The 26749-nt window shown below is 45.3% G+C and carries 30 protein-coding genes; 7 read left to right on the forward strand and 23 right to left on the reverse strand.

The window, feature by feature from the left end; all coding sequences use genetic code 11:
- The 18 genes from AB4486_RS13150 to AB4486_RS13235 form a co-directional block, all read right to left on the reverse strand.
- Window positions 1–1106 (reverse strand): ISL3 family transposase (locus AB4486_RS13150; protein WP_372117335.1); only part of this gene is annotated, 1106 nt, incomplete at its 3' end.
- A 128-nt stretch (window positions 1107–1234) separates the two neighbouring features.
- On the reverse strand, window positions 1235–2458 hold the full coding sequence (locus AB4486_RS13155; protein WP_017062286.1) for a beta-ketoacyl-ACP synthase: 1224 nt from the start codon (window positions 2456–2458) through the stop codon (window positions 1235–1237).
- Window positions 2455–3180, reverse strand: a complete 726-nt coding sequence (locus AB4486_RS13160) for a 3-ketoacyl-ACP reductase FabG2 (protein WP_017062285.1) — start codon at window positions 3178–3180, stop codon at window positions 2455–2457. The genes AB4486_RS13155 and AB4486_RS13160 overlap by 4 nt, the downstream gene beginning before the upstream one ends.
- Window positions 3177–3641, reverse strand: a complete 465-nt coding sequence (locus tag AB4486_RS13165) for a hotdog family protein (RefSeq protein ID WP_372117337.1) — start codon at window positions 3639–3641, stop codon at window positions 3177–3179. Before AB4486_RS13165 ends, AB4486_RS13160 begins: the two co-directional genes overlap by 4 nt.
- Window positions 3634–4833 carry a beta-ketoacyl-[acyl-carrier-protein] synthase family protein gene (locus AB4486_RS13170; RefSeq protein ID WP_372117339.1) on the reverse strand — a complete coding sequence of 400 codons (1200 nt, stop codon included), beginning with the start codon at window positions 4831–4833 and terminating at the stop codon, window positions 3634–3636. Before AB4486_RS13170 ends, AB4486_RS13165 begins: the two co-directional genes overlap by 8 nt.
- A gap of 5 nt (window positions 4834–4838) precedes the next feature.
- Complete coding sequence (locus AB4486_RS13175) at window positions 4839–5462, reverse strand: DUF3261 domain-containing protein (protein ID WP_372117341.1); 624 nt, start codon at window positions 5460–5462, stop codon at window positions 4839–4841.
- Window positions 5459–7831, reverse strand: a complete 2373-nt coding sequence (locus AB4486_RS13180; protein WP_372117342.1) for an MMPL family transporter — start codon at window positions 7829–7831, stop codon at window positions 5459–5461. Before AB4486_RS13180 ends, AB4486_RS13175 begins: the two co-directional genes overlap by 4 nt.
- On the reverse strand, window positions 7803–8483 hold the full coding sequence (locus AB4486_RS13185; protein ID WP_017067760.1) for an outer membrane lipoprotein carrier protein LolA: 681 nt from the start codon (window positions 8481–8483) through the stop codon (window positions 7803–7805). The genes AB4486_RS13180 and AB4486_RS13185 overlap by 29 nt, the downstream gene beginning before the upstream one ends.
- A complete protein-coding gene (locus AB4486_RS13190; RefSeq protein ID WP_372117343.1) occupies window positions 8470–8997 on the reverse strand; it encodes an acyl-CoA thioesterase in 528 nt (175 codons plus the stop codon). Before AB4486_RS13190 ends, AB4486_RS13185 begins: the two co-directional genes overlap by 14 nt.
- A gap of 39 nt (window positions 8998–9036) precedes the next feature.
- Complete coding sequence (gene hutH / locus AB4486_RS13195) at window positions 9037–10584, reverse strand: histidine ammonia-lyase (RefSeq protein WP_372104567.1); 1548 nt, start codon at window positions 10582–10584, stop codon at window positions 9037–9039.
- A complete protein-coding gene (locus tag AB4486_RS13200; RefSeq protein ID WP_372117344.1) occupies window positions 10562–12361 on the reverse strand; it encodes a glycosyltransferase in 1800 nt (599 codons plus the stop codon). The genes hutH and AB4486_RS13200 overlap by 23 nt, the downstream gene beginning before the upstream one ends.
- Complete coding sequence (locus AB4486_RS13205; protein WP_017062276.1) at window positions 12354–12716, reverse strand: 3-hydroxyacyl-ACP dehydratase; 363 nt, start codon at window positions 12714–12716, stop codon at window positions 12354–12356. The genes AB4486_RS13200 and AB4486_RS13205 overlap by 8 nt, the downstream gene beginning before the upstream one ends.
- Window positions 12717–12804: 88 nt before the next feature.
- A complete protein-coding gene (locus AB4486_RS13210) occupies window positions 12805–14187 on the reverse strand; it encodes an AMP-binding protein (RefSeq protein WP_372117345.1) in 1383 nt (460 codons plus the stop codon).
- Window positions 14188–14193: 6 nt separating this feature from the next.
- Window positions 14194–14751, reverse strand: a complete 558-nt coding sequence (locus AB4486_RS13215; protein ID WP_017062274.1) for a septation protein IspZ — start codon at window positions 14749–14751, stop codon at window positions 14194–14196.
- Window positions 14751–15008 (reverse strand): acyl carrier protein, encoded by a 258-nt coding sequence (locus AB4486_RS13220; protein ID WP_004739745.1) that lies wholly within the window; start codon window positions 15006–15008, stop codon window positions 14751–14753. Before AB4486_RS13220 ends, AB4486_RS13215 begins: the two co-directional genes overlap by 1 nt.
- 10 nt (window positions 15009–15018) lie before the next feature.
- Entirely contained in the window at window positions 15019–15279 is a 261-nt protein-coding gene (locus tag AB4486_RS13225; RefSeq protein ID WP_004736154.1) for a phosphopantetheine-binding protein, read from the reverse strand.
- 105 nt (window positions 15280–15384) lie between these two features.
- The gene (locus tag AB4486_RS13230; protein ID WP_017064140.1) at window positions 15385–16155 is read right to left on the reverse strand and encodes a 1-acyl-sn-glycerol-3-phosphate acyltransferase; all 771 of its coding nucleotides are present in this window, start codon (window positions 16153–16155) and stop codon (window positions 15385–15387) included.
- Window positions 16152–16901: a beta-ketoacyl synthase chain length factor gene (locus AB4486_RS13235; protein ID WP_170962821.1), complete on the reverse strand. Its 750-nt coding sequence runs from the start codon at window positions 16899–16901 to the stop codon at window positions 16152–16154. The genes AB4486_RS13230 and AB4486_RS13235 overlap by 4 nt, the downstream gene beginning before the upstream one ends.
- A gap of 72 nt (window positions 16902–16973) precedes the next feature.
- Here AB4486_RS13235 and AB4486_RS13240 point away from each other — a divergent pair, with 72 nt between their 5' ends.
- The 3 genes from AB4486_RS13240 to AB4486_RS13250 are packed head-to-tail and all read left to right on the forward strand — an operon-like array spanning window position 16974 to window position 19730.
- Window positions 16974–17363 (forward strand): hypothetical protein, encoded by a 390-nt coding sequence (locus AB4486_RS13240; protein ID WP_017062271.1) that lies wholly within the window; start codon window positions 16974–16976, stop codon window positions 17361–17363.
- Window positions 17364–17391: 28 nt separating this feature from the next.
- Window positions 17392–18465 (forward strand): methyltransferase, encoded by a 1074-nt coding sequence (locus tag AB4486_RS13245; protein ID WP_017062270.1) that lies wholly within the window; start codon window positions 17392–17394, stop codon window positions 18463–18465.
- Window positions 18466–18488: 23 nt separating this feature from the next.
- Window positions 18489–19730 carry an NAD(P)/FAD-dependent oxidoreductase gene (locus AB4486_RS13250; protein ID WP_372117348.1) on the forward strand — a complete coding sequence of 414 codons (1242 nt, stop codon included), beginning with the start codon at window positions 18489–18491 and terminating at the stop codon, window positions 19728–19730.
- Between the two features lie 128 nt (window positions 19731–19858).
- Here the strand turns inward: AB4486_RS13250 and AB4486_RS13255 are convergent, their stop codons facing one another.
- A complete protein-coding gene (locus AB4486_RS13255; protein WP_017062268.1) occupies window positions 19859–20365 on the reverse strand; it encodes a hypothetical protein in 507 nt (168 codons plus the stop codon).
- Between the two features lie 140 nt (window positions 20366–20505).
- Window positions 20506–21639 (reverse strand): flagellar assembly protein FlgT, encoded by a 1134-nt coding sequence (locus AB4486_RS13260; RefSeq protein ID WP_017062267.1) that lies wholly within the window; start codon window positions 21637–21639, stop codon window positions 20506–20508.
- 192 nt (window positions 21640–21831) lie between these two features.
- On the opposite strand from AB4486_RS13260, the gene AB4486_RS13265 reads away from it, so the two are divergent.
- Together AB4486_RS13265 and flgP are read left to right on the forward strand one after the other, a co-directional pair.
- Window positions 21832–22467 carry a FlgO family outer membrane protein gene (locus AB4486_RS13265; RefSeq protein ID WP_017064137.1) on the forward strand — a complete coding sequence of 212 codons (636 nt, stop codon included), beginning with the start codon at window positions 21832–21834 and terminating at the stop codon, window positions 22465–22467.
- A gap of 9 nt (window positions 22468–22476) precedes the next feature.
- Entirely contained in the window at window positions 22477–22908 is a 432-nt protein-coding gene (flgP, locus tag AB4486_RS13270) for a flagellar assembly lipoprotein FlgP (RefSeq protein WP_102428633.1), read from the forward strand.
- Window positions 22909–23165: 257 nt separating this feature from the next.
- Here the strand turns inward: flgP and AB4486_RS13275 are convergent, their stop codons facing one another.
- From AB4486_RS13275 to flgA, 3 genes are all read right to left on the reverse strand, one after another.
- A complete protein-coding gene (locus AB4486_RS13275; RefSeq protein ID WP_017064136.1) occupies window positions 23166–23591 on the reverse strand; it encodes a flagella synthesis protein FlgN in 426 nt (141 codons plus the stop codon).
- 66 nt (window positions 23592–23657) lie between these two features.
- Window positions 23658–23975, reverse strand: coding sequence for a flagellar biosynthesis anti-sigma factor FlgM (gene flgM, locus AB4486_RS13280; protein ID WP_017062263.1), 318 nt, complete (start codon window positions 23973–23975; stop codon window positions 23658–23660).
- Between the two features lie 178 nt (window positions 23976–24153).
- On the reverse strand, window positions 24154–24900 hold the full coding sequence (gene flgA, locus AB4486_RS13285; RefSeq protein ID WP_017062262.1) for a flagellar basal body P-ring formation chaperone FlgA: 747 nt from the start codon (window positions 24898–24900) through the stop codon (window positions 24154–24156).
- Window positions 24901–24977: 77 nt separating this feature from the next.
- Here flgA and AB4486_RS13290 point away from each other — a divergent pair, with 77 nt between their 5' ends.
- Window positions 24978–25904 (forward strand): chemotaxis protein CheV, encoded by a 927-nt coding sequence (locus tag AB4486_RS13290; RefSeq protein ID WP_017062261.1) that lies wholly within the window; start codon window positions 24978–24980, stop codon window positions 25902–25904.
- Window positions 25905–25915: 11 nt separating this feature from the next.
- Entirely contained in the window at window positions 25916–26743 is an 828-nt protein-coding gene (locus AB4486_RS13295) for a protein-glutamate O-methyltransferase (protein WP_004736174.1), read from the forward strand.
- The last annotated feature ends 6 nt before the right edge of the window (window positions 26744–26749 follow it).

The raw sequence follows: 26749 nt of genomic DNA on the forward strand, positions 1-26749 counted from the left end.
TTTATCTTGTTGTTTATCCCTTCTAGGGTGCAGGTGTTTAGCGGATAACTTGCCGATGCGATAATACCGTGAAGATAAGGACTCAGTTTTCGTGCGAACTCTTTCAATGGCTTAATTCCACTCTCTTGTACTTGTGCCCACCACGCCTCCCAGAGCCCTTTAGCATGTGCTTCTGATTCACAATACCAAAGCTCTTTGAGTTGTGCCCCGAGTATATAAGTGGTCATTAAGTCCTTATTGATATTCAATATTTCTGTAAGATAGCTGTCTTGCCGTGGATTTAAGTTGCCTCTATTTTTCAACAACACCCAGCGTGAGCGCTTGACCCATTGCCTCGCTTTTTTATCTTGCTTGAGTTTGTTGGCTTGGTCGACTCTGACTCTATCCATTACCTCACGACCGAACTTAGCAACAACATGGAATAAGTCGTAAACGATTTTTGCGTTCGGGCAGTGCGCTTGAACTTCAAGGTCAAAAGCCGTATTCATGTCCATCGCGACCGCTTCGATATTATTGCCATGCTTGCCTAACAGCTCGAAGAACGGTCGTATGTCCTTGCGGCTACGGCCTAACCCTATCCAAATGACTTGATGAGTCTTAGCGTCAGCAATGACCGTGGCATACCTATGCCCTTTAAAGATAGCGAACTCGTCCATGACGAGTTGCCTTAGCTCTTCCCATTTCACTGACGGTACAACTTGTCGAAGTCGGCGTTTATCTATCTCTTTAATGGTGTGCCAATGTACGCTCGTTAACTGGGAGATATGCTTAATGGGAAGAAGAGGCAGCAGTTGTTCTATATAACTTTTTAGGCGCTTCGTGATGCGATCATAAGGCTCTAGCCAAGATAGAGACTCTGTTTTTATGCCGCAGTCACGACACTTAATTCTTCGTGTTTGAACGGAAAGTTCAACAGGAACACCGAGCAACATGGCTTCTTTCACATGACGCCATTGATACTCATGGATAGCTTCGGCTTCAAGACCACAAAGGCACTTAGCCTCAGAGTTAGGTTTAAGAGTCAGGGTAATAAGTGATGCTGTCTGGTGAGACTTTACTATTTGAAAGCCTTCCCAGAATGAAGATAGGAAAGTATGATTCGGCATGAAAACGGTAGTTTGTGTATGATTTTTGTTTGGCGACTAAACCATATCACTTACTACCGTTTTTGTTTTTAGTTCCCGCTAATCCGCGATGAACCTTTTTATTTACTTAGCGTTTTATGTAGCTAAGCTTAGACTTTCTTGAAGATGATAGAGGTGTTGATTCCACCAAAAGCAAAGTTGTTGCTCATCAAGTATTCAACATCCAATTCGCGACCTGAGCCCGTGATGTAATCGAGCTTGCCGCACTGTTCATCGACATTCTTAAGGTTTAGGGTTGGGCTGAACCAACCGCTATGCATCATCTCTAGGCTGAGCCACGCTTCAATTGCACCACACGCACCAAGCGTATGGCCAAAGTAACTCTTAAGAGAGCTGATTGGTACTTCACCAAAGATATTCGCTGTCGCGTTACTCTCTGCAATATCACCTTTTTCAGTCGCAGTACCGTGCGCAGAAACATAGCCAATCTTCTCAGCTGGAAGTTGTGCGTCTCTCAATGCTTTCTCCATACAGATTTGCATGGTTTCCATCTGAGGTTGAGTCACATGAGCCGCATCACAGTTGCTCGCAAAACCTATGATTTCTGCGTAGATCTTTGCGCCACGAGCAACAGCATGTTCGTACTCTTCAAGGATCAGGGTTCCAGCGCCTTCGCCGATAACCAAGCCATCACGCTCGCTGTCGTATGGGCTAGGGGATTTCTTGGGTGTGTCGTTTTTTAAACTGGTAGCGAAAAGGGTATCGAAAACGGCAGACTCAGTTGGGCATAACTCTTCACCACCACCGGCAACCATTACGGTTTGGTAACCATGCTTGATCGCTTCATAGGCGTAACCAATGGCTTGGCTTCCTGAAGTACAGGCGCTGCTGGTGGGAATCACGCGGCCACGCAGACCAAAGAACAGACCTACGTTTACCGCGGCTGTGTGTGGCATCATTTGAACGTAAGTAGTTGCTGTGATTGCTCGTGTCGACTTCTCGTTCAGCATTACTCCGAAAGCACCAACCGCATCGGTACTGCCAGTTGAAGAGCCGTAAGCGATACCAGTTTCGCCATTGGTCAATACATCGTGACCAATTAAGCCGGCTTGCTCCAATGCATTCTCAGTCGCAACGGTAGCTAGGCGTGATACACGGCCCATGCCACGCACTTGCTTACGCTTGTAGTGTTTAGGCAGTTGGAAGTCATCAATAGGCGCGGCAAGTTTTGTGTTGAGACCATCATATTGCTCGAAGCTTGGCATATATTGAGTCGCATTTTCACAGGCCTTTAGCTTAGGCTCTATCTGTTGCCAGTCGTTACCAAAAGCAGTAACACCAGACATTCCAGTTACAACAACGCGGCGGGTCATACTAAGCCTCCATTTACTGAAATCACTTGGCGAGTTACGTAGCCTGCAATATCAGACATTAGGTAGCTGACTAGGCCGGCTACTTCTTCCGGCTCACCCATACGGCGCAGTGGTACTTGAGGAAGTGCATGATCTTTCACGTGCTCGTCAACCATACCTGTGTCAATTAAGCCAGGAGCGACACAGTTTACCGTGATCTTGCGTTTTGCGAGTTCTAGAGCAAGAGACTTAGTTGCGCCAATCACCCCCGCTTTTGCTGCAGCATAGTTAGTTTGACCACGGTTACCCATAATGCCGGATACCGACGCTAGAGTGACGATACGGCCACCTTTACGCTTTTGAACCATAGGCATTACACAAGGGTGAAGTACGTTGTAGAAGCTATCTAGGTTGGTATGGATCACACCATCCCACTCTTCTTCCGTCATCGCGGGGAATGCAGTGTCACGAGTAATGCCCGCGTTGTTCACTACACCATAGTAAGCACCATGTTCAGCGATATCAGACTCAAGCTTTTCGCGACACTCGCTTCGTTTGCTGATATCAAATTGAATAAGACGTCCAGCGCCACCCAGTTCGGTGATCGACTTTAGCGTCTCTTCAGCACCTTGCTTGTCACCCATGTAATGAACGGCGATTTCAAACCCGTCTTTCGCGAGTTGAATAGCGATCGCTTTACCAATACCTTTACTGGCACCAGTGACTAAAACCTGACGGCTCATGATGGGCTCCTAGTTTTCATTTCTTGTAATTTTTGTTCGGTCGGCACGTAGACGTTGAGTTGGCATTGAGCCACTAACTCACCTCGGTCTTCGACTCTTGCGGTAAACACAGCCATACCGCTGTCTTCCATCATCTGTTCGGCGTAGATATCAAGGGTCTGACCTTGAGTAAACTCATCACACAGTGATTTATAGCGACGAGAGCCGAGTAAGAATCCGATTGGGGGCGTGGTGCCGTTTTTAAGTGCGTGATATCCAGACCATGCCGCTACAGACTGCGCCATAAACTCGATTCCAACATATGCTGGTACCGTTTGATATTCGGCGTCAAAGAACAGATTATGGTCACCAATATCGACCTGACAGTGGATCGACAACGCCTCTACGCTGATAGCACGATCGATTAATATCATCGGATCATCGTGAGGGAGAAGTTGGTCTACAGAAGGGATATCAGTCATTTACTACACCAAAAATCAGGCTAATGTTGTTGCCACCAAAAGCAAACGAGTTGCTTAAGATGTTCTTTGCTTTAAGTTTCTGTGAACAGTTTACCAAATCAATCTCAATATCTTCAGCTTTATCCTGACATTTTTGTAAGGGAAGCGGTAAGTCATATTTCAAAATATGCCACGCAATTGCAGCCTCAATCGCACTTGCTGCGCCTAGAGTATGCCCGGTCAGCGGTTTGGTAGAACTGACGGGAACCTTGTTTGCAAAAATACGATGAATGGCTTTACTTTCCATCGAGTCATTGAGTGGCGTTGCTGTACCATGTGCATTGATATAACCAATGTCTTCTACGTTTAACTGTGCAGAATGTAACGCTTTTTTCATTGCTTGTTCAGCACCATTGCCTTCAGGGTGAGGCGCTGAAATGTGGTGTGCATCAGAGCTGTCCCCACAGCCCAATAAGGCAATGTTTGACGTGTCTTGTGCTGCATTAACACCGGCTAACTTTGTTTTGCTGAGCAACATAAATGCCGCTGCTTCTCCTATGTTGATACCTTCTCGGGTTGCACTAAATGGCTTACAATGTGTTGTTGAGAGTGCTTCAAGACCGTGGAAACCATTGAGTGTCAGCTTACACAATGTATCCACACCACCCACTAACACGGCATCAGCCATACCTGAATCTAATAAGCGCTGGGCGGTCAGAAATACGCGGCCACTGGATGAGCAAGCCGTAGATATGACGTAGTTTGGCCCCGTTAATGCGCAATACTGGCTAACGAATTCGGAAGTGTTCCCTAGCTCTTGTTTTGAGTAGTGATAATTCTCGGGAAAAGAACCTTGGTCGAGTTTGTGTTTAAAAGCGGATTCACCGTCCGAAATTCCCGAAGTACTGGTGCCGATAACCACTGCAATTCTATCTGCGCCAAACTGAGATTTGGCTTGCTCGATAGAATCTTCAATTTGGTGAAGAGCCGACAGCGCCAGTTGATTGTTGCGAGTGGCGTATTGCGTAAGATCTGAAGGAATCGGTGGCAGCTCACCCGCGATCTGACCAACGACAGTGTGTTTACCATCGTTCAGCATATCGTGCACTTCGACCATATTTGATTCACGCTCGTCTTTTAGACAGCCATGAATATCGGCAATCTCTGAGCCTAGCGCTGAGTGGAAACCACAGTCTTGGATGTAAATAGGCATAGTGTTCAACTCTTACTTGGATTGTCGACAATCGTTGAGTTCAACGTTTGTATGGTGATGTTGTAGCCCAGGGTCAAATGTTTGAAAACAATGTCGCCTGCCGTTTTGTGTGTACCAGGATCTGTTTGGTAATCAATTTGAATGATTGCCTGTTGGTTTTCATCAAATACGGTTCTTGTTTTGTCGGTATCGACTAGGTGCCAACCTATGCTTTGTAAAGGCTGAGCCCATGCTTCAGCCGGCCATAAGGTAAGCATTAAATTAAATAGCACCTGTTCAGGTTGTGGCAAAGTTGCGCCAAGCCCAGACAAAACCTGCGTATCAATTACTTGATTCTGGTATTGCAGCGATAGAATGCGAGTACCCCAAGAGGAGAACCCCGCCAAAACCACTTTACCTGGTGTGACTTCGACTTGAACCGGAAGCTGCTGTGTATCATTTTCCCACGTAGCGCTAATCAATTGACTGGCCGTGAGGGAATACCCTAGTTCAGCTGGCATTGGTAGTGCTAGCTCGGTGTCTTGATCGATAGACACGCTCGCACCACTTGGCTGCTGAGAAACCATCGAGCAGGCACTCATTAGAATGCCCACTAGTATGGCGAAGGTTACCTTTAATGTCTGGATCATCTAAAAGCCTCTCGAGTAATTGGTCCTTCTACGTTTTTACTACTGTTGATCGCGAGTGGAGAAAGCAGCCAAGCGACAAAGATCCCTGTCAGAACCGTCACCCCGAAGCTATGAATAGCATGAGTCTGGCTCAGCGACAGTAAGCCGAATGAAAGTAGTGTTGTGAGACCTGACAAGGTGATCGCTAATAAGGTGCTCAGCGATTTCTTTTGCTCAGCAAAGAACAAGGTGTAGTCGATGCCAATCCCTAAAATCAGAATCAAGCCCAGCAGATTAAACAGGTTCAACGTGGAACCTAAAATACCCGTGACCGCTAATCCCGCCACTCCTGCAATTAATGAAGGCAACAGCATTAATAGGCTTTGCTTCACACCGTAACGCCAACCTAACAGCATTCCAATAGCGGCTAACGCTATCAATAATAACTCTGTGATTTTGACTCTGTATTCCGCAAAGAGAGCAGAGATTTCATCGGCTTTATTGAGGTATTTAACACCTTGTTGCTGCGCAAAGTTTGAATCGAGCCATTGAGAGAACAGTTCTGAATTTGTGACGTCTTTGATCAAAATGACTGACGCCGCTTGTCCGTCGATCGGCTTTAACCAAAGTGGTCGAACAGGTTCTGACACCGGTGACTCCAAAAATCCAGATACCGTGATGGGTGCGAATTTTGGTAGTTGTGGAAAAGTAGACCAACCTAGCGTGTTTTGTAATATATGGCTTTGTTGACCATAGAGCTGTTCAACTAACTGATAGTTATCATGTTGTTCTTGTTCGCTTAGCAACTGTTGATTGATGCTGCGATACCCAGAGATAGCTTGGCTATCGACTAGAGAATCTAAGCTTGTGGTGATTTCTGCCAGTTTTTTGAGTAGCTTCTGGTCGCTGTTGGCAGTCACCAACAGCATATTTTGCCCACTGCCCAATCCTGAGATTTCAGTAATGGCTTGCTCTTGCTGTTTGAGTTGCTCTGGCATCGCCTGAAGTTGGCGAATATCGTCGTCGTAGCGAATTTGACTGAGTGATATCAGGCTCAAGACAGTCACAGCTAACGGAAGGCCAATTCTAAATTTTTGGTTGCTCCAGAGGCTTAACCAAGTCTGCCAAAGTTTCGACAGGGGAAGAGGGCGCTCTTGGCCTGGTTTTACCGCTAAAACGGGGTACCAGCACACCACACTGGCGTAAGCTGCGATCAGTCCAATCGACGAAAACAGAGCCAGTTGCTGCAAGCCTGGGAATGGCGCAACCAGTAGCCCTAAGTATCCGATTAAGCTGGTGATTAAACCTAGAGTGATGGCAATGAAAATATGCTTTAGGCCTTTATCGCTCTGCCAGTGGCTTCCTGCGGCCAAACGGTCAGTGAGATAGTGAAAAGAGTAATCGATGGATACGCCAATCAAGCTAGCGCCAAACACCAAGCTGAATAGATGCACCTTACCAAAGATAGCGACAGTGCTTGCCAGTGCAACCAATAATCCTGTACTGATTGAGAGTAAAGATAAGGCAAGTGGTAGCGCACTACGAAATGTCAGCCACACCAATAAAATAACGCCTGCCAATGAGCCCAAACCAATGGTACTGATTTCTGATTTCGCGCTTTCGGTACCGTAATTGGCGTAGAACACCACACCAGTATGCTGCACCTTGACGCCAAATTGTTTTTCGACCTCGCGCTCAATTGAATCAAGATCGGGAAGTTGTTCTTGAATCGCCAAGCTATAAGGTGAGTCCGCCAGAGTAGCCGTGACTAAAATATGAGTTTGCTCATTCGACTGGGCCGTGAGATAGCCCTCTTTCAGAACAAAGTTACTTGATTGGACGCCAATAGCACTGATGTAGTCGCGAAATAACAAGAATGGGTCGAGAGATAACTCTGCTGCAGTGACGCCTGAGAATGGATTGTACAGAGACTGAATGACATATTGAGCTCGCGAATCAGGCGAGTGTGTCAGCGTCTCTTTTTGTTGTTGGGTCAGCAGTTGAGATCGGTGACGAAAATAGAAATCGCTCCACTGGCTTTGAGTGCTGGCGTTGATTTTACCTTGAACTTGCTTAAACAGAGTTGGCTGACTTGAAAAAGTTCTTTGGTTGAGAGCTTTTTCAAAAGCGTCGGTCGCAACCATGGTTTGTTCGATATCGGGAGCGCTTATGATAAATACCACTTGCTCGCTCATCGAGCTGGATATCTGCTGAAAGGCTTGCTCTACCATTGGGTCTTGCTGGTTTTCGGGCAGTAACTTTAGAATGTTGCTTTCAATCGGTACCGACGAAGAAAAAGCGAATTGTTTGGTCAACAACCCGCTAAACAGCATTACAACAACAAGCCAAACAAGGGCAAGACTAGAGTTGGAATTGTTTCGCTTCAGCATCTGATAATACTTCCGGTAGATGGCTTAACTGACTGAATTCGATCACTGTGCTATCTCCACGAATCTCTTTCAACTCAATACGTTCAATATCGCTGTTGCCTTGCAGCGTGATAGCCTCAAACACCGCATTCATCGGTGCATTTTTGGGCTTTAGAGTCAGTGTCCATGCTTGTACATTTTCATCAGAGCTGGTGTTAGTTGCGGGCTCAAAATTGAGTGCGAACTGTTCCTGAAGTTTTTGCGTGTCCCCATGAAACACTGACAAGAAGATATGGCTGAAATAAAACGCCATTGGATTTTCTTTGTCGGTGATGATTTTTGCGGGTTGATCGGCAAACCTTTGGCTCAGTTTGTTATCGGTGAGCACTAAGTTCACGGGAAACGGAGTGGTTTGTGTCCAGAGTAAGCCACTTGATTTGTCTAACAGAAATGTACCTTGTGACGTTAAAGGCTGGGCGAACATTTCCATGTTGCGTGTTTGAGTGAACTCACCACGCACTATGTTGTTTGCGCTTAATACGGTTTGCAGATCTGAAATAGAGCCGACGGTTGCTGAATTTTCGTTAGCAATAACAAGGTTACTCGCCATCACAGAGGCAAGCCCTAGTAGTACGATGCTGATTTGCTTACGTCCACGCTTAAACAGACTCATGTTTCACCTGCTGTGTGTTAGATACTTGAGATTGGCCGGATTGTTGGTCGCTTGGCTGTTGCTCAGTTGATTGGGATAAGCAGCCAAATTGATGCCAGTGTTCTACTTTGTCAGTAAACACTTTGGGTGAGGCAAAGCACATCTCTTGTTCTTCGATGGTGACGGCAACCTGCATGGTGTGAGCACGTGTCATTCGAGCACCGGTTAGAGCATCATGAATTTCATAATCGACGCGCAGGCGATTTTCCCACTCGGTGAGTTTCGCCGTTACCTTAATCTTGTGATTAAACGGTATCGCCTTAATGTATTTCACGCGGGTATCGATGATAGGCCACATGTAGCCAGAATCCTTCATCTCATGGTAGTTGTACTCAATCTTATCCATCATGATGCGCCTAACTTCTTCAAAGAATCGGAAGTAGTTGCCGTGATAGATCACGCCCATTGGGTCGGCATCTTGGAATGAGGTGATAAGCGTCACCTCAGATTGTAATGGGTGAAGGATTTCAGACATAAATCGCTCTCAACAATATTGCGTAAAGGGTTGGCTACTTTATGAGTAAAGTGACCAGTGCTGACTTTGAATACGAGCAATGAAGTGGCGTAGATCGCCTTCAAGTGGTCGATCTTCTACGATAAATTCAAACTCCTTAAGCACTTCGTCGCGAATGTGCTTGAGGTTCTCACTCATGTGGTGCTCATCAAGCTCATTGTGGCGCTTACGAAGTTCGAGTGCTTGTGTCCCCGCCAGTAGTGACGCTGCTGCCACTTGTTCGGTTAGCTCTAGAACGCGTAAACAGTCACGAGCTGCGATGGTGCCCATACTCACTTTATCTTGGTTGTGACACTCAGTTGAGCGAGAGAATACGCTTGCTGGCATGGTGTGTTTCAATGCTTCTGCTGTCCAAGCTGAAACGCCAATCTGTACTGCTTTAAAGCCGTGGTTGATTGGCTTACGTTCGCCTTCAGCACCCGTTAGGTTGAATGGCAAACCGTTGTTGAACTTGTAGTCCATCAGCTGAGCCATTTGACGGTCAAGCAGATCAGCAAGGTTCGCAACTGCAGTTTTTAACGTATCCATCGCCATTGCAATGTGTCCACCGTAGAAGTGTCCACCGTGCAGTACGCGCTCATTATCACCATCGATAATTGGGTTGTCGTTGGCACTGTTTAGCTCGTTCTCGATCATTTGGCGTAGCCAAGGCAGAGAGTCTTGAACCACGCCGATAACATGTGGAGCACAGCGCAGAGAGTAACGATCTTGGAGGCGATCACTGTTACTTGGCGGGCGATCCGCTTGCAGATCATCACGCAGCCATGCAGCAACTTGTTGTTGACCAGGATGAGGTTTGACTGCAAACAGCGCTTCATCGAAATGGAAGTCATTGCCGTGCATACCGACTGATACCATAGCGGTGATCTTAGTTGATAGCTGAGCTAGATATTCCGCACGCTTGTAAGCGATACAAGCTAATGCCGTCATTACAGACGTACCATTCATCAACGCCAAGCCTTCTTTTGGCTTAAGTTTGATAGGGCTAATTCCTAACTCTTTGTAGACGTCACTGGTTGGGCGAACTTCGCCTTTGTAGATAACATCGCGCTCGCCGATTAGGGCTGCAGCCAAATAAGATAGCGGCGTTAAGTCGCCACTGGCACCCACCGATCCTTCTTGAGGAATGCGTGGTGAGATGTCTTGGTTGATTAGGGTAACGATCTGGTTGAGTAGATCGTGAGTCACACCAGAGACACCTTGTGATAACGAACAAAGACGAGTTGCAAGGACTGCACGAGCTTGTTCGTGAGACAATATTTCACCTAAACCACAGCCGTGAAAACGTGTTAAATGCAGTGGTAGCTCGTCAACTAGGTTTGGCGGAATCGCAACCGTACATGAGTCACCGTAACCCGTCGTTACACCGTAAATCACACCTTCTTCTTTCAATAGGCGTTCTAAGAAAGCGACACCACGGTCGATCTTAGATGTGAATGCTTCACTTGTGTTCATCGAGGCTTTTGCGCCTTGTGAGATAGCGACAACATCCTCAATCGTGAGGCGCTCGGCACCAAAGGTGATGCTATTTGGATTCTTTTTCGTCATGGTGCTTGCTCAATGTCCAAAAATTAAAAAAGTTGTACCACTGAAGCGGTGCTTGCAGTGTGTAGTGCTGAAGTCGATTTGCGTATTTTTGCACGACTTGCTGTAAAGATTGTTCGCGAGTCTTTCTTGGTAGCTCGATCTTGTTGCTAAAATGCTCGAAATAGACATTAAAATGCGGCTTAGATTGTGAGTCGTCACGTAACCCAAACAGCAAAAATACGGGTGCTTTGAGAACCGAGGCTAACATAAATGGACCTTGAGGGAATGGAGCTTCCTTACCTAAGAACTCAGCCCATACTGAGCGGCTCTCTTTGCTGGTGGAAGTTCGATCGCCAACAATCACGATCCATTCGCCTTGCTCTAGTTTCTGTTGTAACAAGATAGCGGTATCAGGCCCCATCGATGTCACCTGAATCAGATTTAAATCAGACTGCGGGTTAACCGCTTTCATCACGGAATTAAAACGTTCGGCGTGTTCTGTAAAAACCAGGGCGTTGATTTTGATGTTCGAGTGTCTGCGACCTAAAGCTCGGCACAGCTCAATATTGCCAAGGTGAGATCCAAGGATTAGCACACCTTGCTTATTTGCCACCATGCTCTCGAACTGGTCTTGGCCATGAATAGTCAGGTTATTTGCCGAGAAATCACCTTTCCATGCCGCGAGCTTGTCGAGCATCGTATGGCCAAATGAAAGCAGATGGTTGTAACTGGTTAGTTCTCCGGGGAGCTCAATATTTTGCTGTTCCGCATAGGCTTTTAATTGGAATAGATATTGTTCGGAAGCGTTTCGCGCACGCTGGCCCGTCAAGTGGTAGTAACGCATCACACCACGCAGAATGAGGTTGAACACACCGCGACCTAACAAGGTATAAATGGCTAATAACAGCTTAATGCCTAATACTGTGCCGCGTTCTTGAGTGCGGGACCAGTGTGGTTGTTCAGAAGCTTGCGGCTCTGAATCAGTCGATAAATTTGGGTTATTATCAGCTGAATCGGATTTGAAATGGCGAGCAATCAGTTTTGGTGCTCTTGGCAGCATGCTGAAGAATAGACGTGTATGCATCCAACTGATTTTGACGTTATCCCACAACGCATCGAAATGAGAGATGCCGTTCTCAGGATAGATAACGCGCGTTTCAACGAAGTCTATGTCGCAACCTTCCCAATACAGGCGAACCAAAATCTCGATATCGAAGTCCATTCTCGAACCAACATCGTACTTATTCAACACAGTTTGAGTTTGGTTGATAGGATACGCTCTAAAGCCACACATGCTGTCTTTAATTGATAAAGAAAGGGTTTCTATCCATACCCAGATATGTGTCGCGTAGCGCCCATAGAGCCTTGCTTTGGGTACGCTGTCGTCGTAGATAGGCTGGCCTGATATCAGACGTTGTGGCTTAGCTTGTGAGGCCTCAATCAATGTTGGCAAGGCTTCCAGGTCGTGTTGCCCATCAGCATCTATCTGAATAGCGTGGCTAAAGCCTAGTTGCTGCGCTTTTTTGATTCCGGCTTTTACTGCGCCGCCTTTACCTTGGTTCTGTTCAAGCGTCACCAAGGTTACGTTTGAATTCTCTGCTAGGGGAGACAGAAACTGTTTTGTTGTGAGTTCACTGCCATCGTCAACGATGATGATCGGTAACTCAAAATGATGAAGTGACGACACCACAGCCGGCATGGTTGCGCCATGGTTAAAGCACGGGATAAGGAAGCAAGCCTTGTAGCTGCTTTCTTTTGTGTGGTGTTGAGAAGTAGCCTCGACGGGAGCGCTATTCACTTTTTTCTCCCAGCTTCATTTTGCCTGAAGAGTGGGTCTGTTCACCGTTGTTTGATGTGTAACTAAAGCTCAGCTTGTCTTTGTCAGCATCCCATTTGAGTGATAGCTGGATTGTAGCGTCAGGCAGGATAGGCTCTTGGAACTTAATGACTTCCATTCCTTTAAAGAAACCAGGAACGCCTAACTCTTGGACTGCGTAGTGAAGTGCCCAATCAATTTGCGTGACGCCAGGTAGAATAGGGAAGCTCTTGAAGTGCCCATTAAAGTCGGTGATATCTCCGCTAACATGAAGTGTCAGGGTCGATTCATTTTCTACCGTGTCTACAGCAATGATGTTTGGTTTTCTTTTATCCATAGGGCGCACTTAGAATCCTTGGGCAAATATTGGTTCTTTGACAAAAATATAAAAAGATAATCTCAGTGTAAAATACGATCAGCGGTTTCTATGATTTTATTAGCTGTTCTATGTGAGATGTTAATCGCTTACCTTGGCTGTTGAGGGGGATCTCATCGACAACACGGTATTTTCTCGGGATTGCGATTGGCTCTAACCACTTTCTGAGTTCTGTACGCAGCATCAACCAGAATTTACCTTTGCTCATGGTCGATAGAGCGGCTTGGCCTTCATCTGATAATACCAAAACAGAGGCTAATATTAATCGCTCAGGCTCCTCAAATGGAATAACCACGCACTCACTTATCCAAGGCAGTTGCTCCAGTCGCTTTTCCACTTCAACCAGTGATACTCGCTTTTCTTCTATCTTGATCACTCGGTCCGTTCGGCCCTTCAATATGAATTGATTCTCCGAGACCATCTCGCACTCATCAGAGGTTTGATACCAGTTATTCTTATCGATGTACGGCGACAATAACTTAATGCAATTCTCACTGTTGAGACTAGCCTCAATACAGTCAAAAAGCTGCCAAGGTGTTTGAGCGCTTTCTTGCTGACGAAATGCGATGCCGCCGGTTTCTGTGCTGCCAAAAACCTCGATAGGTAAATGACCAAGCAGATTCCGAGATTGGTGAGCCGATTCAGTGGGTAGCGGGCCACCTGAAGAGAACACACCAGCAAGCGACGCGGTATTGGTCTCATGCTTTAATCGTTTGAGTAGAGCTGGGCTGCTGATCAGCACACAGTTTTTATTGGCGTGAGACAGAATCTGCTCAGGGTACTCAAGGTTGCTTCGAGCAAATGGAACACCAGAGCATAGTGGCCATAAGATTCTAAACAGCAAACCATAGATATGTTGATGTGAAACCGTACTGTGAACTCGATTACCCTTGAGTAATTTGCCCCAGTTCTTATCTAGCTGAGCCGTTTCAATATCTAGGTGTTCTAGTGTTTTATTGATTGCCTTCGGCGTACCGCTTGAACCTGAAGTAAACAGGGTCAAATGGATTGCTGCCAAATCAATGGGCGGAAGATTATCGGTTAGAGGCTCGCGTGTTTCGGTGTCTAATAAGGTTTGGATATTGCGAACGTCACTCACCTCAACTTCGCCAATCGAGTCATCAACTAGCAGGCAATCAAACTGTTCACTTAACTCAGCAAGTGCACAAGGTTGGTAGTTACCCGGTAAGATGATGTGTTTGTTAGCTGCTGCACACGCCAAAAATGCTATCGAAAATAGGTAGCTGTCTTGGGTACAAATCGCGATTCGTTGAAAAGGGGATAAAGACAAAAATTGTACGAGTTGAGATAAGTCGTCGTTAAATGTTTGCCACGTAATCTCGCTATTGTCGTCAAAGCAGACAATAGATTCAGGGGCTCTGTCCTGGCTAAGAAGCTCAGACAACGAGGTGTAAGATACGGTTTGGGTCATAACAATTTAACTCTGACGAATGCGCTGTCTTACTACCCACTCTCCTGCAAAGAGTAACCCTGCAAACAGATAGCTGAGTAAGCCATTGTATAGGGTCCATACTTCTAGCGGTTGGAAGCAGGTGTAAAGGGCAATAGAGCCATTGATAACAAAGAACAAGCACCACACTTTGGTGACTTTTCGTGTGTAATCAACGCCACTTTGCGGAAGTTCAGGCTCTTGAAGGCGAGCAAGACGTTCGATAATCGTTTGTGGTTGCCATAGGCTCGAAGCGAATACAACCAGCATACAAACATTAACGATAACGGGATAATAGGTTAGCCAGCCGTGTTGCTTAAAGGCTAAGCCTAAAGCCAGCAGAACAATACCGGCACTTCCACTGATCCAAGCTAGGTGTTTTAGCTCTTTGATTTTAGCCTGACCGCCGGTGAAAATGCGTACAGCAAAGATAGCGGCTAAGGCAATACCAACGGTTTGTAAGCCAAACTTGTTGAGTCCAAAGTAAACCGCTATTGGATAAGTGAAAAGTATAATTGCCGACAGTAAAGTCAGCAGAGGACGCATTAGGCGTCCTTCAATAGTTCAACCACAGATTCGACAACGTCATTAACGGTGCGCACTGCTTTGAACTCTTCAGGTTTTATCTTCTTACCTGTGACGTTCTGTAGGTGAACGACCAAATCAACGGCATCAATGCTGTCTAGGTCTAGATCAAGATAGAGATGAGCTTCAGGGGTGATATCTTCAGCGTCAAGCTCGAACAGCTCAATAAGCGCATCTTTAACCTGGTTGTATACTTCTTGTTGGTTAGCTTGTGTCATAAAGATCTGTCTAGTTATTCGTTTGAGAAGAGATGTAGTTCGCTAGATTTTCAACTGACGCAAAGTGCTGTCGAGTGTTTGAATCATCTGCATCGATAACAATGTTGTACTTTTTCTTGATAGCAAGGCCAAGCTCAAGGGCATCGATAGAGTCTAGTCCAAGTCCATCACCAAATAGTGGAGCTTCCGTTTCAATCTCATCAATGCTCATGTCTTCAAGGTTCAATGCGTCGATGATCAGTTGTTTCAGTTCGTTGTGTAATGTTTCCACTTTGGCCTACTTAATGCTTTATCTGAATGCTGCTTTAAGGGGGCGATTCTACATTATATGAGGTATTTTCGAAATGCCGATATCGCCTGTTATGTTATTGATACGCTAAATGTTTTCTTCGGAAGGGAAAATTGTTTGTGCAAGATGATGATTAAGGCGCCTTGCTGCCGAAGTTAAATTATTTGAGCCTTCAATAAATGGTTCGACTTCTATTTTACCTTTCACCGCGACATGAAAAAAGGGCTTCGACGCAGGAACTTGATACCATTTTTTCTCTTTCGTTAAGAATGTCGGAGAAACCGTAATATGAATCACGCGTAAATCGGTTTGTGTTCGAGTCGCGATTTGTGCCGCCCCACGCTGTAAGGATGGTTCAATTCCTGGCGTTGTGCGAGTTCCTTCGGGAAAAATCAGCATGACATTGCCACGTGAGAAGCGTTCTTCACAGCGCTCTAAAAGATCGTCAGGGGCTTGGTTCGGTATATAACCTGCCGCTTTGACAATCCTTTTCATAAAAGGGTTTTCCCAAATGGCCGCTTTGACGAGGCAATCACATTGAGGAAGTTGAGAGGCGATCAGCACATAGTCAATCAAACTTGGGTGGTTGGCGACGATAATGCAGTTACGGTCGTTACGCAGTAGTTCTGCACCATCAATTCGGTAATCGATTGCTCCGGTGAACTTCATGATTTGGCAAAAGGCGTTGAATGAGAAACGAATCAATCGCTGTGCTTTAAGCTCTCTTTTAATGGTGTTGGAAGTCGTTAGCGCGATAGTGGGTAAGATTAAGAAGCTTAATACTAAGCCACCTAGACCAAAGATGGTAAAGCACAGCCCTGTCGCGAATACTCGCCAATATTGGTCGATTTTGCTCATGATTGTGGACCTGTCTCGGTGTTATTTACCCAAGACCAAGTTTGGTGCTTGCCAGCAATAGCCCACTTATTTGCGCCCAATAAGATATGTTGGAGCGTTTGTAGCCCTTGTGGTAACACGGAAGGTGCTTGGTTGGCTTCTACTGTTCTAGTAATAGAATATTCACTGCCAACGCTGAGCACTAAGCCCAGAGCATAATCCGTATAGTCTTGTGTTTCGTATTCTTGGTAAAGCTCAGGCAAAGGCTGGTCGAAGTCAATGACGAGTACACGATGTGACGGGTACTGATGTAGGTAAAGATAAGCTTCGATCAGAGCGTTGTGGAAAGTATCTTGGCCGGCCGCAATAGAGGTCAGAGGGATTGGTGCTTTCGCTGCGATGGTAGTTAACCCTGCAGCTGTATTATGCACCGACTGTGAAAATGCCATTGGCGAGGCATCATCACCTTCCAATATCGACTGGATCAAGGTTGCGGTTCGGTGCAGTTCACCATGTCGACTGGCAAAAACCAGATAATCAATCGAGTTGTCTTTTAAGAGTGTCAATGCAGTTTGAACGGCCAATTTACTTTGTAGGCTCATTCGGCGGCGCATCATCGGTGGGATCGCTTTAAATTCAGTTGAGCCATCTTGTGGCCAATCTAAATTAGTGCTCCACGCTTGCCATTGGGCAACAGAATTGAGACCAGCCGAATTTGCAGACCATTTCTCAATATTAAACGACATTAATTGGGATTGATTTGACATAGAGTATTGATTTGCTTTGAGTCTAACTAAATACTATGCGCGCTTATAAATAAACACAGATAAGGAATTTAAATGAAATTACTAAAAATAGCAGTTTCAATGTTATTCATATTCGTTCTTGCAGGATGTGGACGCGTCCAACCTGTAATGAATGTTGAGGATACTCCAGTTGCACTGAATCTTCAAAGTAAACAGGTTAAATCAGCTATTTCTGAATCTGCTGAAAATCGAGGCTGGTTGGTTTCAGAAATAAAGCCTGGTTTGATCCGCGCTGAATTGTATGTTCGTTCGCACCACGCTGTGGTTGAAATTCCTTATAGTGATAAGTTTTACTCTATTCTTTACGTTGAATCAGAGAATTTGAAGTACGACGATGGTGAAATACACCGTAATTACAACCGTTGGGTTAATAACTTAAACGTTGATATTAAACGTAAGCTTGCGCAAATGGCAGCTGAGTAACTCTCTATTATTTAAAGTTAGGTTTTTCGTGTCGGAATATAAATTAGATCCATTCAACGCATTAGAAGCAAAAACAGAAGCGCAGAAATTGTCTTTCGCTCCGATTGTTTTTCATACTGCTCGTACACTTCGTGATTTAGGCATTTTGAAAGCGTTAGATGACGCGGGCAACGAGGGTTTACCAGCAGAGTCTATCTCTGAATCGACCGGTGTCTCTGAGTACGGCGTGAAAGTCCTGCTCGATATGGCGTTAAGTGCTCATATTGTGACTTGGGAAAAGCCTAACTACAAAATGGCTAACCTTGGTTTCTACCTTCTGCATGATGGTATGACTAACGCAAACATGGATTTCACAGCCGATGTTTGTTATGCCGCGATGATGCATCTAACAGAAGCGATTGAAGAAGGCACACCTGCAGGCTTGAAAGAGTTGGGTGATTGGGAAACCATTTACCAAGGCTTGTCTCAATTGCCAGAAAAAGCAAAAGAGAGTTGGTTCAAGTTTGATCACTTCTATTCGGATCGCTCGTTCCCTGTGTTACTTGAAAAAGTCTTCAGCAAGAAACCTAAGTCGCTGGTGGATATCGGCGGCAACACGGGTAAGTGGGCGATGCAATGCTGCAACCATGATGCGGACGTTGAGGTGACGATTGTTGATTTGCCACAGCAGCTAGAAATGGCAATGGCAAACGCGGCAAAGCATGGTCATCAAGAGCGAGTCACGCCATTCCCAGCGAATATGCTCGATAAACAGCAAACTCTGCCAACGGGCGCGGATGTTTGGTGGATGAGTCAGTTCCTTGATTGTTTCTCGCCAATGGAGATTCTGAGCATATTAAAGCGCGTTCGCTCTCATATGTCAGAAGATGCGACTGTCTATATCCTTGAACTGTTTTGGGATTCACAGAAATACGATGCGGCTTCTTATAGCTTAAACGCGACGTCTCTCTACTTTACCTGCTTGGCCAATGGCAACAGTCGTTTTTACCGCAGTGAAGATTTCTTAGAGATTGTTGAAGAAGCGGGCTTTGAAGTGGTAACGCGTACCGACGATATCGGTCTTGGTCACACGCTTCTAGAATTGAAAGCTGGCGCGCAATAAAAATAACAAACATGGCTTAAATAATGAAAAAACTATCAACTCAAGTGGTGATCATCGGAGCTGGGCCATCAGGGTCTATTGCTGCGTCTTTACTTCATAAAAAAGGCATCGATGTTCGAGTGATTGAAAAGAGCGTATTCCCTCGCTTTTCTATTGGTGAAAGCCTATTACCAGCTTGTATGGAAATGATTGAACAGGCTGGGATGACTGACGCAGTGATCAACGCTAACTTCCAATACAAAGATGGCGCTGCCTTTCGCAAAAATGGCGTTTATACGGCGTTTAATTTTGAAGACAAGTTCTCTTCTGGCCCTGGAACTACGTTTCAGGTTCAGCGAGGTGCCTTTGATAAGGTTTTGGCAGATACGGCTGAGGCGCAGGGTGTCTGCATTGATTACCAACATGAGTTAATGGGCATTAATTTCACCGACGACAGCACCATTTTAGATGTACAAGTGCTGGGTGGAGAGCGTTATCAGATAGAAGCGCAATACGTTCTGGATGGCAGTGGTTTTGGTCGAGTGCTACCAAAAATGCTTAACTTGGCAGAGCCGTCATCGCTCCCTCCACGCAAAGCTATTTTTACGCACATTAACGATCATATTGCAGAGGTGGATACCGATCTTGAATATGACCGAAATAAAATTCTTATCTCTGTGCATCCAACCAACCCTGATGTTTGGTATTGGTTGATCCCGTTTAGTAACGGTGTCTCTTCGTTTGGTGTCGTAGGAGAGCCTAAGTTCTTTGAGTCCTATCCAGAAGACAAGATTGCTGCAATTAAACAGCTGGCAGCGGAAGAGCCGGGCTTGGCTGAGATACTGGCAAGCGCCGAGTATCCAAACCCTGCGGGTGAAATTGGTGGCTATTCTGCCAATGTAAAACATTTGGCGACGGATAAGTACGCGTTGCTTGGCAATGCCGGCGAGTTCCTTGACCCGGTGTTCTCGTCAGGCGTGACGATTGCGATGAAGTCGGCACAGTTTGCGGTTGAGTGTGTCGAAAAGCAACTTAACGGTGAGAAGGTAGATTGGGAACGCGATTATGCCGCTCCTTTGATGGTTGGTGTAAACACCTTTAGAACGTATGTTGAGGGGTGGTACTCAGGTACTTTGCAGGATGTGATTTTCTATCAAGATCCAAATCCAAAGATTAAGCAGATGGTGTGCTCAATTCTGGCGGGTTACGCATGGGATCAAGCCAACCCTTATGTGAAAGAGTCTAAGCGCCGATTGGCGACACTGGCTGAGATATGCCGAAACTAGGTAATCGATTTTGTATGTAGCAATACTCTAAATTGCCACGATGGATCGTCATAAATTAAAAACAGCCGCAATGTGCGGCTGTTTTTGTATCTGAAAAATATGGGCGGTCAGCTTAATCGGATTTAAGCCTATTTTAAGTCGATGCTGTTCAATCGTCCCATAAATATAAGTAGATCAATTACGTCTTTGTGAGCATCAAGCAGCGCACGTTTGGTTTGGCTGTAAGCGGCAAGTCTGCCGTGCTTTCTGATTGAACATACCTTGGTTTTGTACTTGTAGTCACCATTCTCAGAGAATACACGCCACTTAGCGATGTAGCATTCGTCGCGGTGTTCGGGATCACTCTGAGTTGGATTTGGTTTGAATACAATTTTGGGTTCTAGACTATGAGGCAGGCGCGTCATCAGGTAGGGCTCTTTGAGGACTTTGGGCCAAAATTTGCCCCATAGCTGTCTGCCCAGTTCATCTCTTAATTTAATGGTTTTCTTCAGTGCTTTGTCTTCACCCATACGAACAAAACCGACCGACCGATGCAACACCGTATCTTCGGGAGTATGAATGTGGATCTTAAAAGCGGTTTTACCTTTCGAGATAAAGCGGTAACCGGTAGCACCAATTAGATTATTCTGACTCATAGTTTGCTAAGTGATGATTATGTTATTAATAAGATTACGCCAAATACTGCAAAACCGAAACTAATACCCATGAAAAAAAATAAAGCCTTAACAAAAGTGCTAAGGCTTTATTAGAAACTGTGAGGCGGGCGTGTCGCTAACTACATGATTTTCTGCATCACATCACCAATTTGAATGCTTCCAGCAAGGCTTGGTTGGTCGATCGTCAGTTCTGCTTCGTTTTCATAAACGCGAGAAACGGTCAGTGTGATATCGCTTTGAGATACCTTATTACGTGGCAAGCCGCGTTGGTCGATAAACGAACCTGTGTGCCACAGTTGCAGTTTGTCACCTTGTTGTACGCCATGCATTCGACCTAAATCAATGGTCACAGTGTTACCAAATACCGCTGCAACCTCTGGAAGGGTGATCTTACATGACACTTCCGATTCTAAGTCCAACATAATATTACGGCTAACACGCAGCATCATGCTGCCGTAGGTTGATGCCCAGAAACGGGCACTGCGGGTGTCGACTTCACTGGTCTTAGCAAATGGCCACTTTGCCACTTCACGATAGCTACGGTTGTAAACCTGATGTCCTGTTTTACCATCGAAGACTTGCATCTCTAACGCAAACTGGCGATTGATGATGTCGTCTTTCAACAGTTTGGACTCGATGGTCGCGGTTAAATCGGTAATGTCGCCACCAATGATGTATTGTGCGCCAGTGTCTTGGGCGATCATCTTGATCACTTCAGGTCGACGTTTGTCGATGTCGTAATTGGTCGTGCCAACGGAAACAAAGCTGCGAGACTCTTGCGCCAGCTGTCGATCTACGACATGACCAAAATCATCACCGATGTTATAGATTCTGCCCATTACAGCTTGCTGTGGGGAAGTCACATCGATGTTGCCGACCAAAAATGTCTTCTTATATTGGCTCTCATGGCAAGCATTTGCCGAAGGATAGATATCGATCCTTGCGGTGATCATTATATTGCCACTGCGTTTTTTCTCTTTTTCTACCAAGATGTAGCGCACTTCATGATTGGTAAATTGAAACTCTTTTTTGTTTGCGTCGAGGTAGGGCGTGAGGTTGGCAATGCTACCAATGTCGGCTCCTGAGAACTGGATCGCTTTATATACCGCGTCTTCCAGAGCATGAACCCTTGCCGTTTCCTCTGAGGATACGATGGCTGCGGTACCGGTAACTTCATACCAAGAGGCATGAGCACTGAAGCTTATGGTTATCAGTGAACTTATTGAAAATAAGTAAGAAATTATTTTTTTCATCTATTCGTTACCAGTTGGGTATAAATATTGCTTAACAAATAACTATAAGCTTGAAGCTGACTTAAGTGCGTTTTTCTTAATCTGAACCATTAATGAAAAGCAAAGACTGTTCCAACATTGTAATCCATTGAAAAGAATAATGGTGAGAACATATTGGAACAGGGAGCACTAAACCTATCTGGAGATAAGAGAATGAAAAAATGGCTCGTAGTAATGAGTGTCATGTTACTGACATCATGCGCTTATTCGCCGATCTATAACGGCAAGTCTGAATATTCAGGCAGTCAGTTTATGTTGATGGACAGCCCTCGTCATACCATGGATTTTTTTGTGGAAAGTATGACTGAAGATTTGATCATTTCGAATACAAGTATTTCAGCGAGAACGCCAATAGCAATTACTTCGTTTGTGGACCTGCAGCACATGGACACAACGAACTGGCTAGGCAACTCGGTATCAGAAGGCTTCATTCATCAGTTTCAGCGTCGTGGCTTCAAGGTGGTTGATTTTAAAACTACTGGCTCTATCCAAGTGACTCACCAAGGTGACTTTGCGTTGAGCCGCGATTGGAAAGACTTAGCTCAAGAGCAAGACGTACAGTATGTACTGACAGGCACCATGCTTCGCCAAGAAGGCGGTGTACTAGTAAATGCTCGCGTTGTTGGCATGCAAACTCGAATTGTAGTGGCGACGGCACAAGGCTTCTTACCTGCAGACCGTATTGGCCGTGACCTAGATACTCTCAACAGTATTCGAACTCAAGATGGCGTGATCATTCGTTCCGATCCAACGATCAGTCAGCCTTATACTGTTATTCTTCGCCCTTAGGAGTTCGAGATGAAGAAGTTAATGTTTGTTGTTGCCGCTTTATTGCTTGTTGGCTGTCAGCCATTGCAGAGCATGAGACCTGATGATTTCTTAGTGGCTGTTGGCTATGCGAGTATCAGTGAGCAGAAAGGTCGTAACGACGAAGAGAGACGTATCCGCGCGATGAGAGCCTCTAAGATCGATGCTTATCGTGAGCTTGCTGAACAGGTTTACGGCATGCGAGTGAGTGGTCGGGCAGAGTTGGAAGATCAACGCCTTGGTACGGAACGTACTTCTGGTGCGGTTGATGGCGTAATCCGCGGTGCAGAAGTGGTACGCAGCTACCCTGTGGGCGATAGCTATGTTACTGAGCTTCAGCTTGATATCCGTAAGATGGAACAGCTACGTAATTACGGTGAAGTTCAACCTGTACCTGAAAAGAGACAACAAACGCTGTTCTAGCCCAAGGGGCGTCTAGCGATAGGACTATCCAGTTATATTGGCTGCTTTCGTTTTCCAGATGGCGTATCGGCAACCAATAACTAATATGAATGTAAAAGCGGCAAGTATGAAAATACTTGCCGCTTTTTTGTTTATCGATTTTGTCAGGGCGTTCAAAGGCTGATTAGGTGTTTTAATAAAAGATAACGACAGGAATAGTCTGAGATACAGATAAACGGTTAACAAGGGGTATTACTGAAGAGGAAGAGTTAACTTAACTAGGCTTTTACGTTGGTTCCCAGCGTAGAGATAGTATGCGTTTGACCACCGGCATTGTAGGTCATGCCAATTTTTCCGTGACTTTGCTGCATCATATTGCTGAGTTTTTTGAAGCTAAGGTGCGCTCGATTTAAGGCTTCGCCATTCACAAGGTTCGCTTGCTGGCAATCGTGCACTATGGACTGGATCTTAGTGACTAACTGAGCAAGTTCAGGGTTCTCGGTCAGTTCTGAGATATTGGTATGGGCTGCGATTCGCTGATCGGTTGATCTTAGTTGTTCAACTAGGACCACTTTTTCTTTGGCGATTCGCTCAATATCGTTTGATTGTCGGCTCGTAATAGCGGTTTTCTCTGAACTTAGTAATTCAGATAAGGCTTTGGCATTTTGAAGTTGAAAATTAACTAAATCTGCTAGTGCCGCCATAACGTAAACCTATTCATAACCTCGTGTACTTTAAGACAATAACTTCAATGAAAAGTTAGTGTTTTCTTAAAGGCCTTTTAATTCATCTTCGAACTTGATCATGTTGTCAGCCAGTTTCTCTGGATCAACAGTGTATGAACCGTTCGCAATCGCTTCTTTGATCGCTGCTACTTTCACAGAATCAAAGCTTGGTTGTGCTGCCATATCTTGGTGGAGCTGACCAATCGCTTTGCCTTGTTGGCTAAGTGAAACCGCATCTTTGCTTGCTGGTGATTTAGTTGATACATCAGAACGTGATGCCTCAGAACTAGAATCAGAGCGTACTGCTGATCGGTTAGTGGTCGTTAGGGTTTGCCCTGAACGAATATTATCAATGCCTGCCATAGTTAAGCCTTTTTCTTCAAAAATGGGAACCTGTACAGTCAATATCGACCAAGGGTTCGAATACTTTAGCAATTTTTAGCTCAATAGTCGAAAAGCGACAAAACACCGCCGCCGTCACATTTGGCGTTAGAGTAGAGAGTGAAATCGCTAACGATACCGTCAATTTAGAAGTAAAGAGTTAAAAGTAAACTGTGACTTCAGACATGCTGGTAACAATTCCTTCAATTATACGCTGTGATTTGTCATTTTTCACTCTTACTTGATCACCCATAGAGCCATCGGTAAGCGCAGTCCCTTTGGTGGTAATGGTCATGCCACCTTTTACTGCCTGTATGATAACCTTCTCGTTTCGGCAGACGACACAGATATCACCTCTTTCTACAACATCGCCCGGTCTTAGGTTCTTTTTTACCTTAGCGCCGATGACTTGTTGTGGGGCTGTGAAACCTTGGCGACGAAACTTGTTAAGAGAAATCATAGCGGTGGTGACATCGTATTGACCGACGATTTCGCCTCTCGCGAGTGAGCGAGTGGTGGTGACAAGAGGCACCGACATCGAAAGGCGCACCGGTACATAAACTCGCCACTCATCAGGAACACATTGAACTAAAACCGTAATACTGCTGCGGGTATTGGTGGTCGTTGAAGCGCTGGTCTCTAAAGGCACTGGGCAGTCTGTCGCTTTGATTCTTGAGTCAACATTTGCTGAATTAACAAAGAGTTCGCCACCTTGTGGCTGCTCAACTGTATCAAGGATATGTTGCTCCGCTGCAGACTGAATCATCTCAATTTGTTCTGGGGTCGCAGCTTGTACAAAAAAACTAAACAATATTGATAAAATGCCGATAAACTTAGCGACAGTTTTAAAAGTAGCTCTACACATTGCTATGGAAAGAGGTGGCAAATTTGTTTTATAATACGTCATTCCGTTTCTCTGGTGGTTCGTAGCCTGCAGTAGACTAACACTTTTTATACAAAAAAGTTTGATATGGAGATGAGCTCATGACGGGTATTCTTGATTCGGTGAATCAGCGTACGCAACTCGTCGGTCAAAACCGATTAGAATTACTAACCTTTCGCCTAATGGGGCGTCAGCGTTACGGCATTAATGTCTTTAAAGTAAAAGAAGTGCTGCAATGCCCTAAGCTGACAAAGATGCCAAACTTGAACCCACTGGTTAAAGGTGTAGCACACATTCGTGGCCAAACGATCTCTGTGATCGACTTGAGCTTAGCGATTGGTGGCCGTCCTACAACGGATATTGAAAAGTGTTTTGTGGTTATCTCTGAGTTTAACCGAACCATTCAAGGTTTCTTGGTAAGTTCAGTTGAGCGCATTATTAACATGCACTGGGAATCGATTCTTCCGCCGCCAGATGGCGCAGGTAGAGCTAACTACCTGACAGCGGTAACCAACATTGATAATGAATTGGTAGAAATTCTTGATGTTGAGAAGATCCTTGCAGAAATTTCTCCTGTTGATGAAACAATGGACAGCAAGATTGCTGAAGATATTGCGAAAGTAGAACAAGAGAAAGAACTGGTTCGCCGCATCTTGATTGCTGATGACTCGACCGTTGCTCGTAAGCAGGTTCAGCGTGCTATTGAGTCGATTGGTTTTGAAGTTATCTCGGTGAAGGATGGTAAAGAAGCCTATGAGAAGCTGATGCAGATGTCATCAGAAGGCAGTATTTACGATCAGATTTCATTGGTGATTTCTGATATCGAAATGCCAGAAATGGATGGATACACGCTGACTGCTGAGATTCGTCGTCACGCCGAACTTAAAGATTTATACGTAATTTTACACTCATCGTTGAGTGGTGTATTTAACCAAGCCATGGTTGAGCGTGTTGGAGCTAACTCCTTCATCGCTAAATTCAACCCAGATGAGCTTGGTGCAGCTGTAAAAGCTGCGTTAACTAACTAAAAGAGACATTAATGACTGCTATAACAATAAGTGATCAAGAGTATCGCGATTTCAGCCGTTTCTTAGAATCTCAATGTGGCATTGTATTAGGTGACAGCAAGCAGTATTTAGTGCGCAGTCGTCTAAGCCCATTAGTAACGAAGTTTAAGTTAGCTTCTTTGTCTGATTTGTTGAGAGATGTAGTAACAGGTCGAAACCGTGAGCTGCGTGTGGCTGCTGTCGATGCCATGACGACGAACGAGACACTTTGGTTCCGTGATACTTACCCGTTTGCTGTGCTTGCGGATAAGCTTCTACCGGAAATAGCGGCAAATAAACGTCCTATTAAGATTTGGTCTGCGGCAAGCTCTTCAGGCCAAGAAGCATACTCAATGGCAATGACGATTCTTGAAACTCAAGCTCGTAAGCCAGGTATGCTGCCAAATGTATCGATTACCGCAACTGACATCTCAGCAAGTATGTTGGATATGTGCCGCACTGGCGCTTACGACAACCTTGCATTGGGACGTGGACTTTCTCCAGAGCGCCGTCGTACTTTCTTTGAAGATGCGGGCGATGGCCGTATGAAAGTGAAAGATAACGTCAAGCGCATGGTGAACTTCCGCCCTCAGAACTTGATGGACAGCTATGCATTGTTAGGCAAGTTCGACATCATTTTCTGTCGTAACGTGCTGATCTACTTCTCACCTGATATGAAGTCAAAGGTACTTAACCAGATGGCAAATAGCCTCAACCCAGGTGGTTACCTGCTATTAGGTGCGTCGGAATCACTAACAGGCTTAACGGATCGTTTTGAAATGGTTCGCTGTAATCCAGGCATCATCTACAAATTAAAGTAACGAGCG

Origin of the sequence: Vibrio sp. 10N.222.55.C6 (assembly GCF_041473395.1) — a bacterium.
Lineage (GTDB): Bacteria > Pseudomonadota > Gammaproteobacteria > Enterobacterales > Vibrionaceae > Vibrio > Vibrio crassostreae_C.

Coding starts and splice junctions, on each gene's coding strand:
- AB4486_RS13155 (WP_017062286.1), bottom strand. CDS start 2,458: ATGACCCGCCGCGTTGTTGTAACTGGAATGTCTGGTGTTACTGCTTTT.
- AB4486_RS13160 (WP_017062285.1), bottom strand. CDS start 3,180: ATGAGCCGTCAGGTTTTAGTCACTGGTGCCAGTAAAGGTATTGGTAAA.
- AB4486_RS13165 (WP_372117337.1), bottom strand. CDS start 3,641: ATGACTGATATCCCTTCTGTAGACCAACTTCTCCCTCACGATGATCCG.
- AB4486_RS13170 (WP_372117339.1), bottom strand. CDS start 4,833: ATGCCTATTTACATCCAAGACTGTGGTTTCCACTCAGCGCTAGGCTCA.
- AB4486_RS13175 (WP_372117341.1), bottom strand. CDS start 5,462: ATGATCCAGACATTAAAGGTAACCTTCGCCATACTAGTGGGCATTCTA.
- AB4486_RS13180 (WP_372117342.1), bottom strand. CDS start 7,831: ATGCTGAAGCGAAACAATTCCAACTCTAGTCTTGCCCTTGTTTGGCTT.
- AB4486_RS13185 (WP_017067760.1), bottom strand. CDS start 8,483: ATGAGTCTGTTTAAGCGTGGACGTAAGCAAATCAGCATCGTACTACTA.
- AB4486_RS13190 (WP_372117343.1), bottom strand. CDS start 8,997: ATGTCTGAAATCCTTCACCCATTACAATCTGAGGTGACGCTTATCACC.
- hutH (WP_372104567.1), bottom strand. CDS start 10,584: ATGACGAAAAAGAATCCAAATAGCATCACCTTTGGTGCCGAGCGCCTC.
- AB4486_RS13205 (WP_017062276.1), bottom strand. CDS start 12,716: ATGGATAAAAGAAAACCAAACATCATTGCTGTAGACACGGTAGAAAAT.
- AB4486_RS13210 (WP_372117345.1), bottom strand. CDS start 14,187: ATGACCCAAACCGTATCTTACACCTCGTTGTCTGAGCTTCTTAGCCAG.
- AB4486_RS13215 (WP_017062274.1), bottom strand. CDS start 14,751: ATGCGTCCTCTGCTGACTTTACTGTCGGCAATTATACTTTTCACTTAT.
- AB4486_RS13220 (WP_004739745.1), bottom strand. CDS start 15,008: ATGACACAAGCTAACCAACAAGAAGTATACAACCAGGTTAAAGATGCG.
- AB4486_RS13230 (WP_017064140.1), bottom strand. CDS start 16,155: ATGAGCAAAATCGACCAATATTGGCGAGTATTCGCGACAGGGCTGTGC.
- AB4486_RS13235 (WP_170962821.1), bottom strand. CDS start 16,901: ATGTCAAATCAATCCCAATTAATGTCGTTTAATATTGAGAAATGGTCT.
- AB4486_RS13240 (WP_017062271.1), top strand. CDS start 16,974: ATGAAATTACTAAAAATAGCAGTTTCAATGTTATTCATATTCGTTCTT.
- AB4486_RS13250 (WP_372117348.1), top strand. CDS start 18,489: ATGAAAAAACTATCAACTCAAGTGGTGATCATCGGAGCTGGGCCATCA.
- AB4486_RS13255 (WP_017062268.1), bottom strand. CDS start 20,365: ATGAGTCAGAATAATCTAATTGGTGCTACCGGTTACCGCTTTATCTCG.
- AB4486_RS13260 (WP_017062267.1), bottom strand. CDS start 21,639: ATGAAAAAAATAATTTCTTACTTATTTTCAATAAGTTCACTGATAACC.
- AB4486_RS13265 (WP_017064137.1), top strand. CDS start 21,832: ATGAAAAAATGGCTCGTAGTAATGAGTGTCATGTTACTGACATCATGC.
- flgP (WP_102428633.1), top strand. CDS start 22,477: ATGAAGAAGTTAATGTTTGTTGTTGCCGCTTTATTGCTTGTTGGCTGT.
- AB4486_RS13275 (WP_017064136.1), bottom strand. CDS start 23,591: ATGGCGGCACTAGCAGATTTAGTTAATTTTCAACTTCAAAATGCCAAA.
- flgM (WP_017062263.1), bottom strand. CDS start 23,975: ATGGCAGGCATTGATAATATTCGTTCAGGGCAAACCCTAACGACCACT.
- flgA (WP_017062262.1), bottom strand. CDS start 24,900: ATGACGTATTATAAAACAAATTTGCCACCTCTTTCCATAGCAATGTGT.
- AB4486_RS13290 (WP_017062261.1), top strand. CDS start 24,978: ATGACGGGTATTCTTGATTCGGTGAATCAGCGTACGCAACTCGTCGGT.
- AB4486_RS13295 (WP_004736174.1), top strand. CDS start 25,916: ATGACTGCTATAACAATAAGTGATCAAGAGTATCGCGATTTCAGCCGT.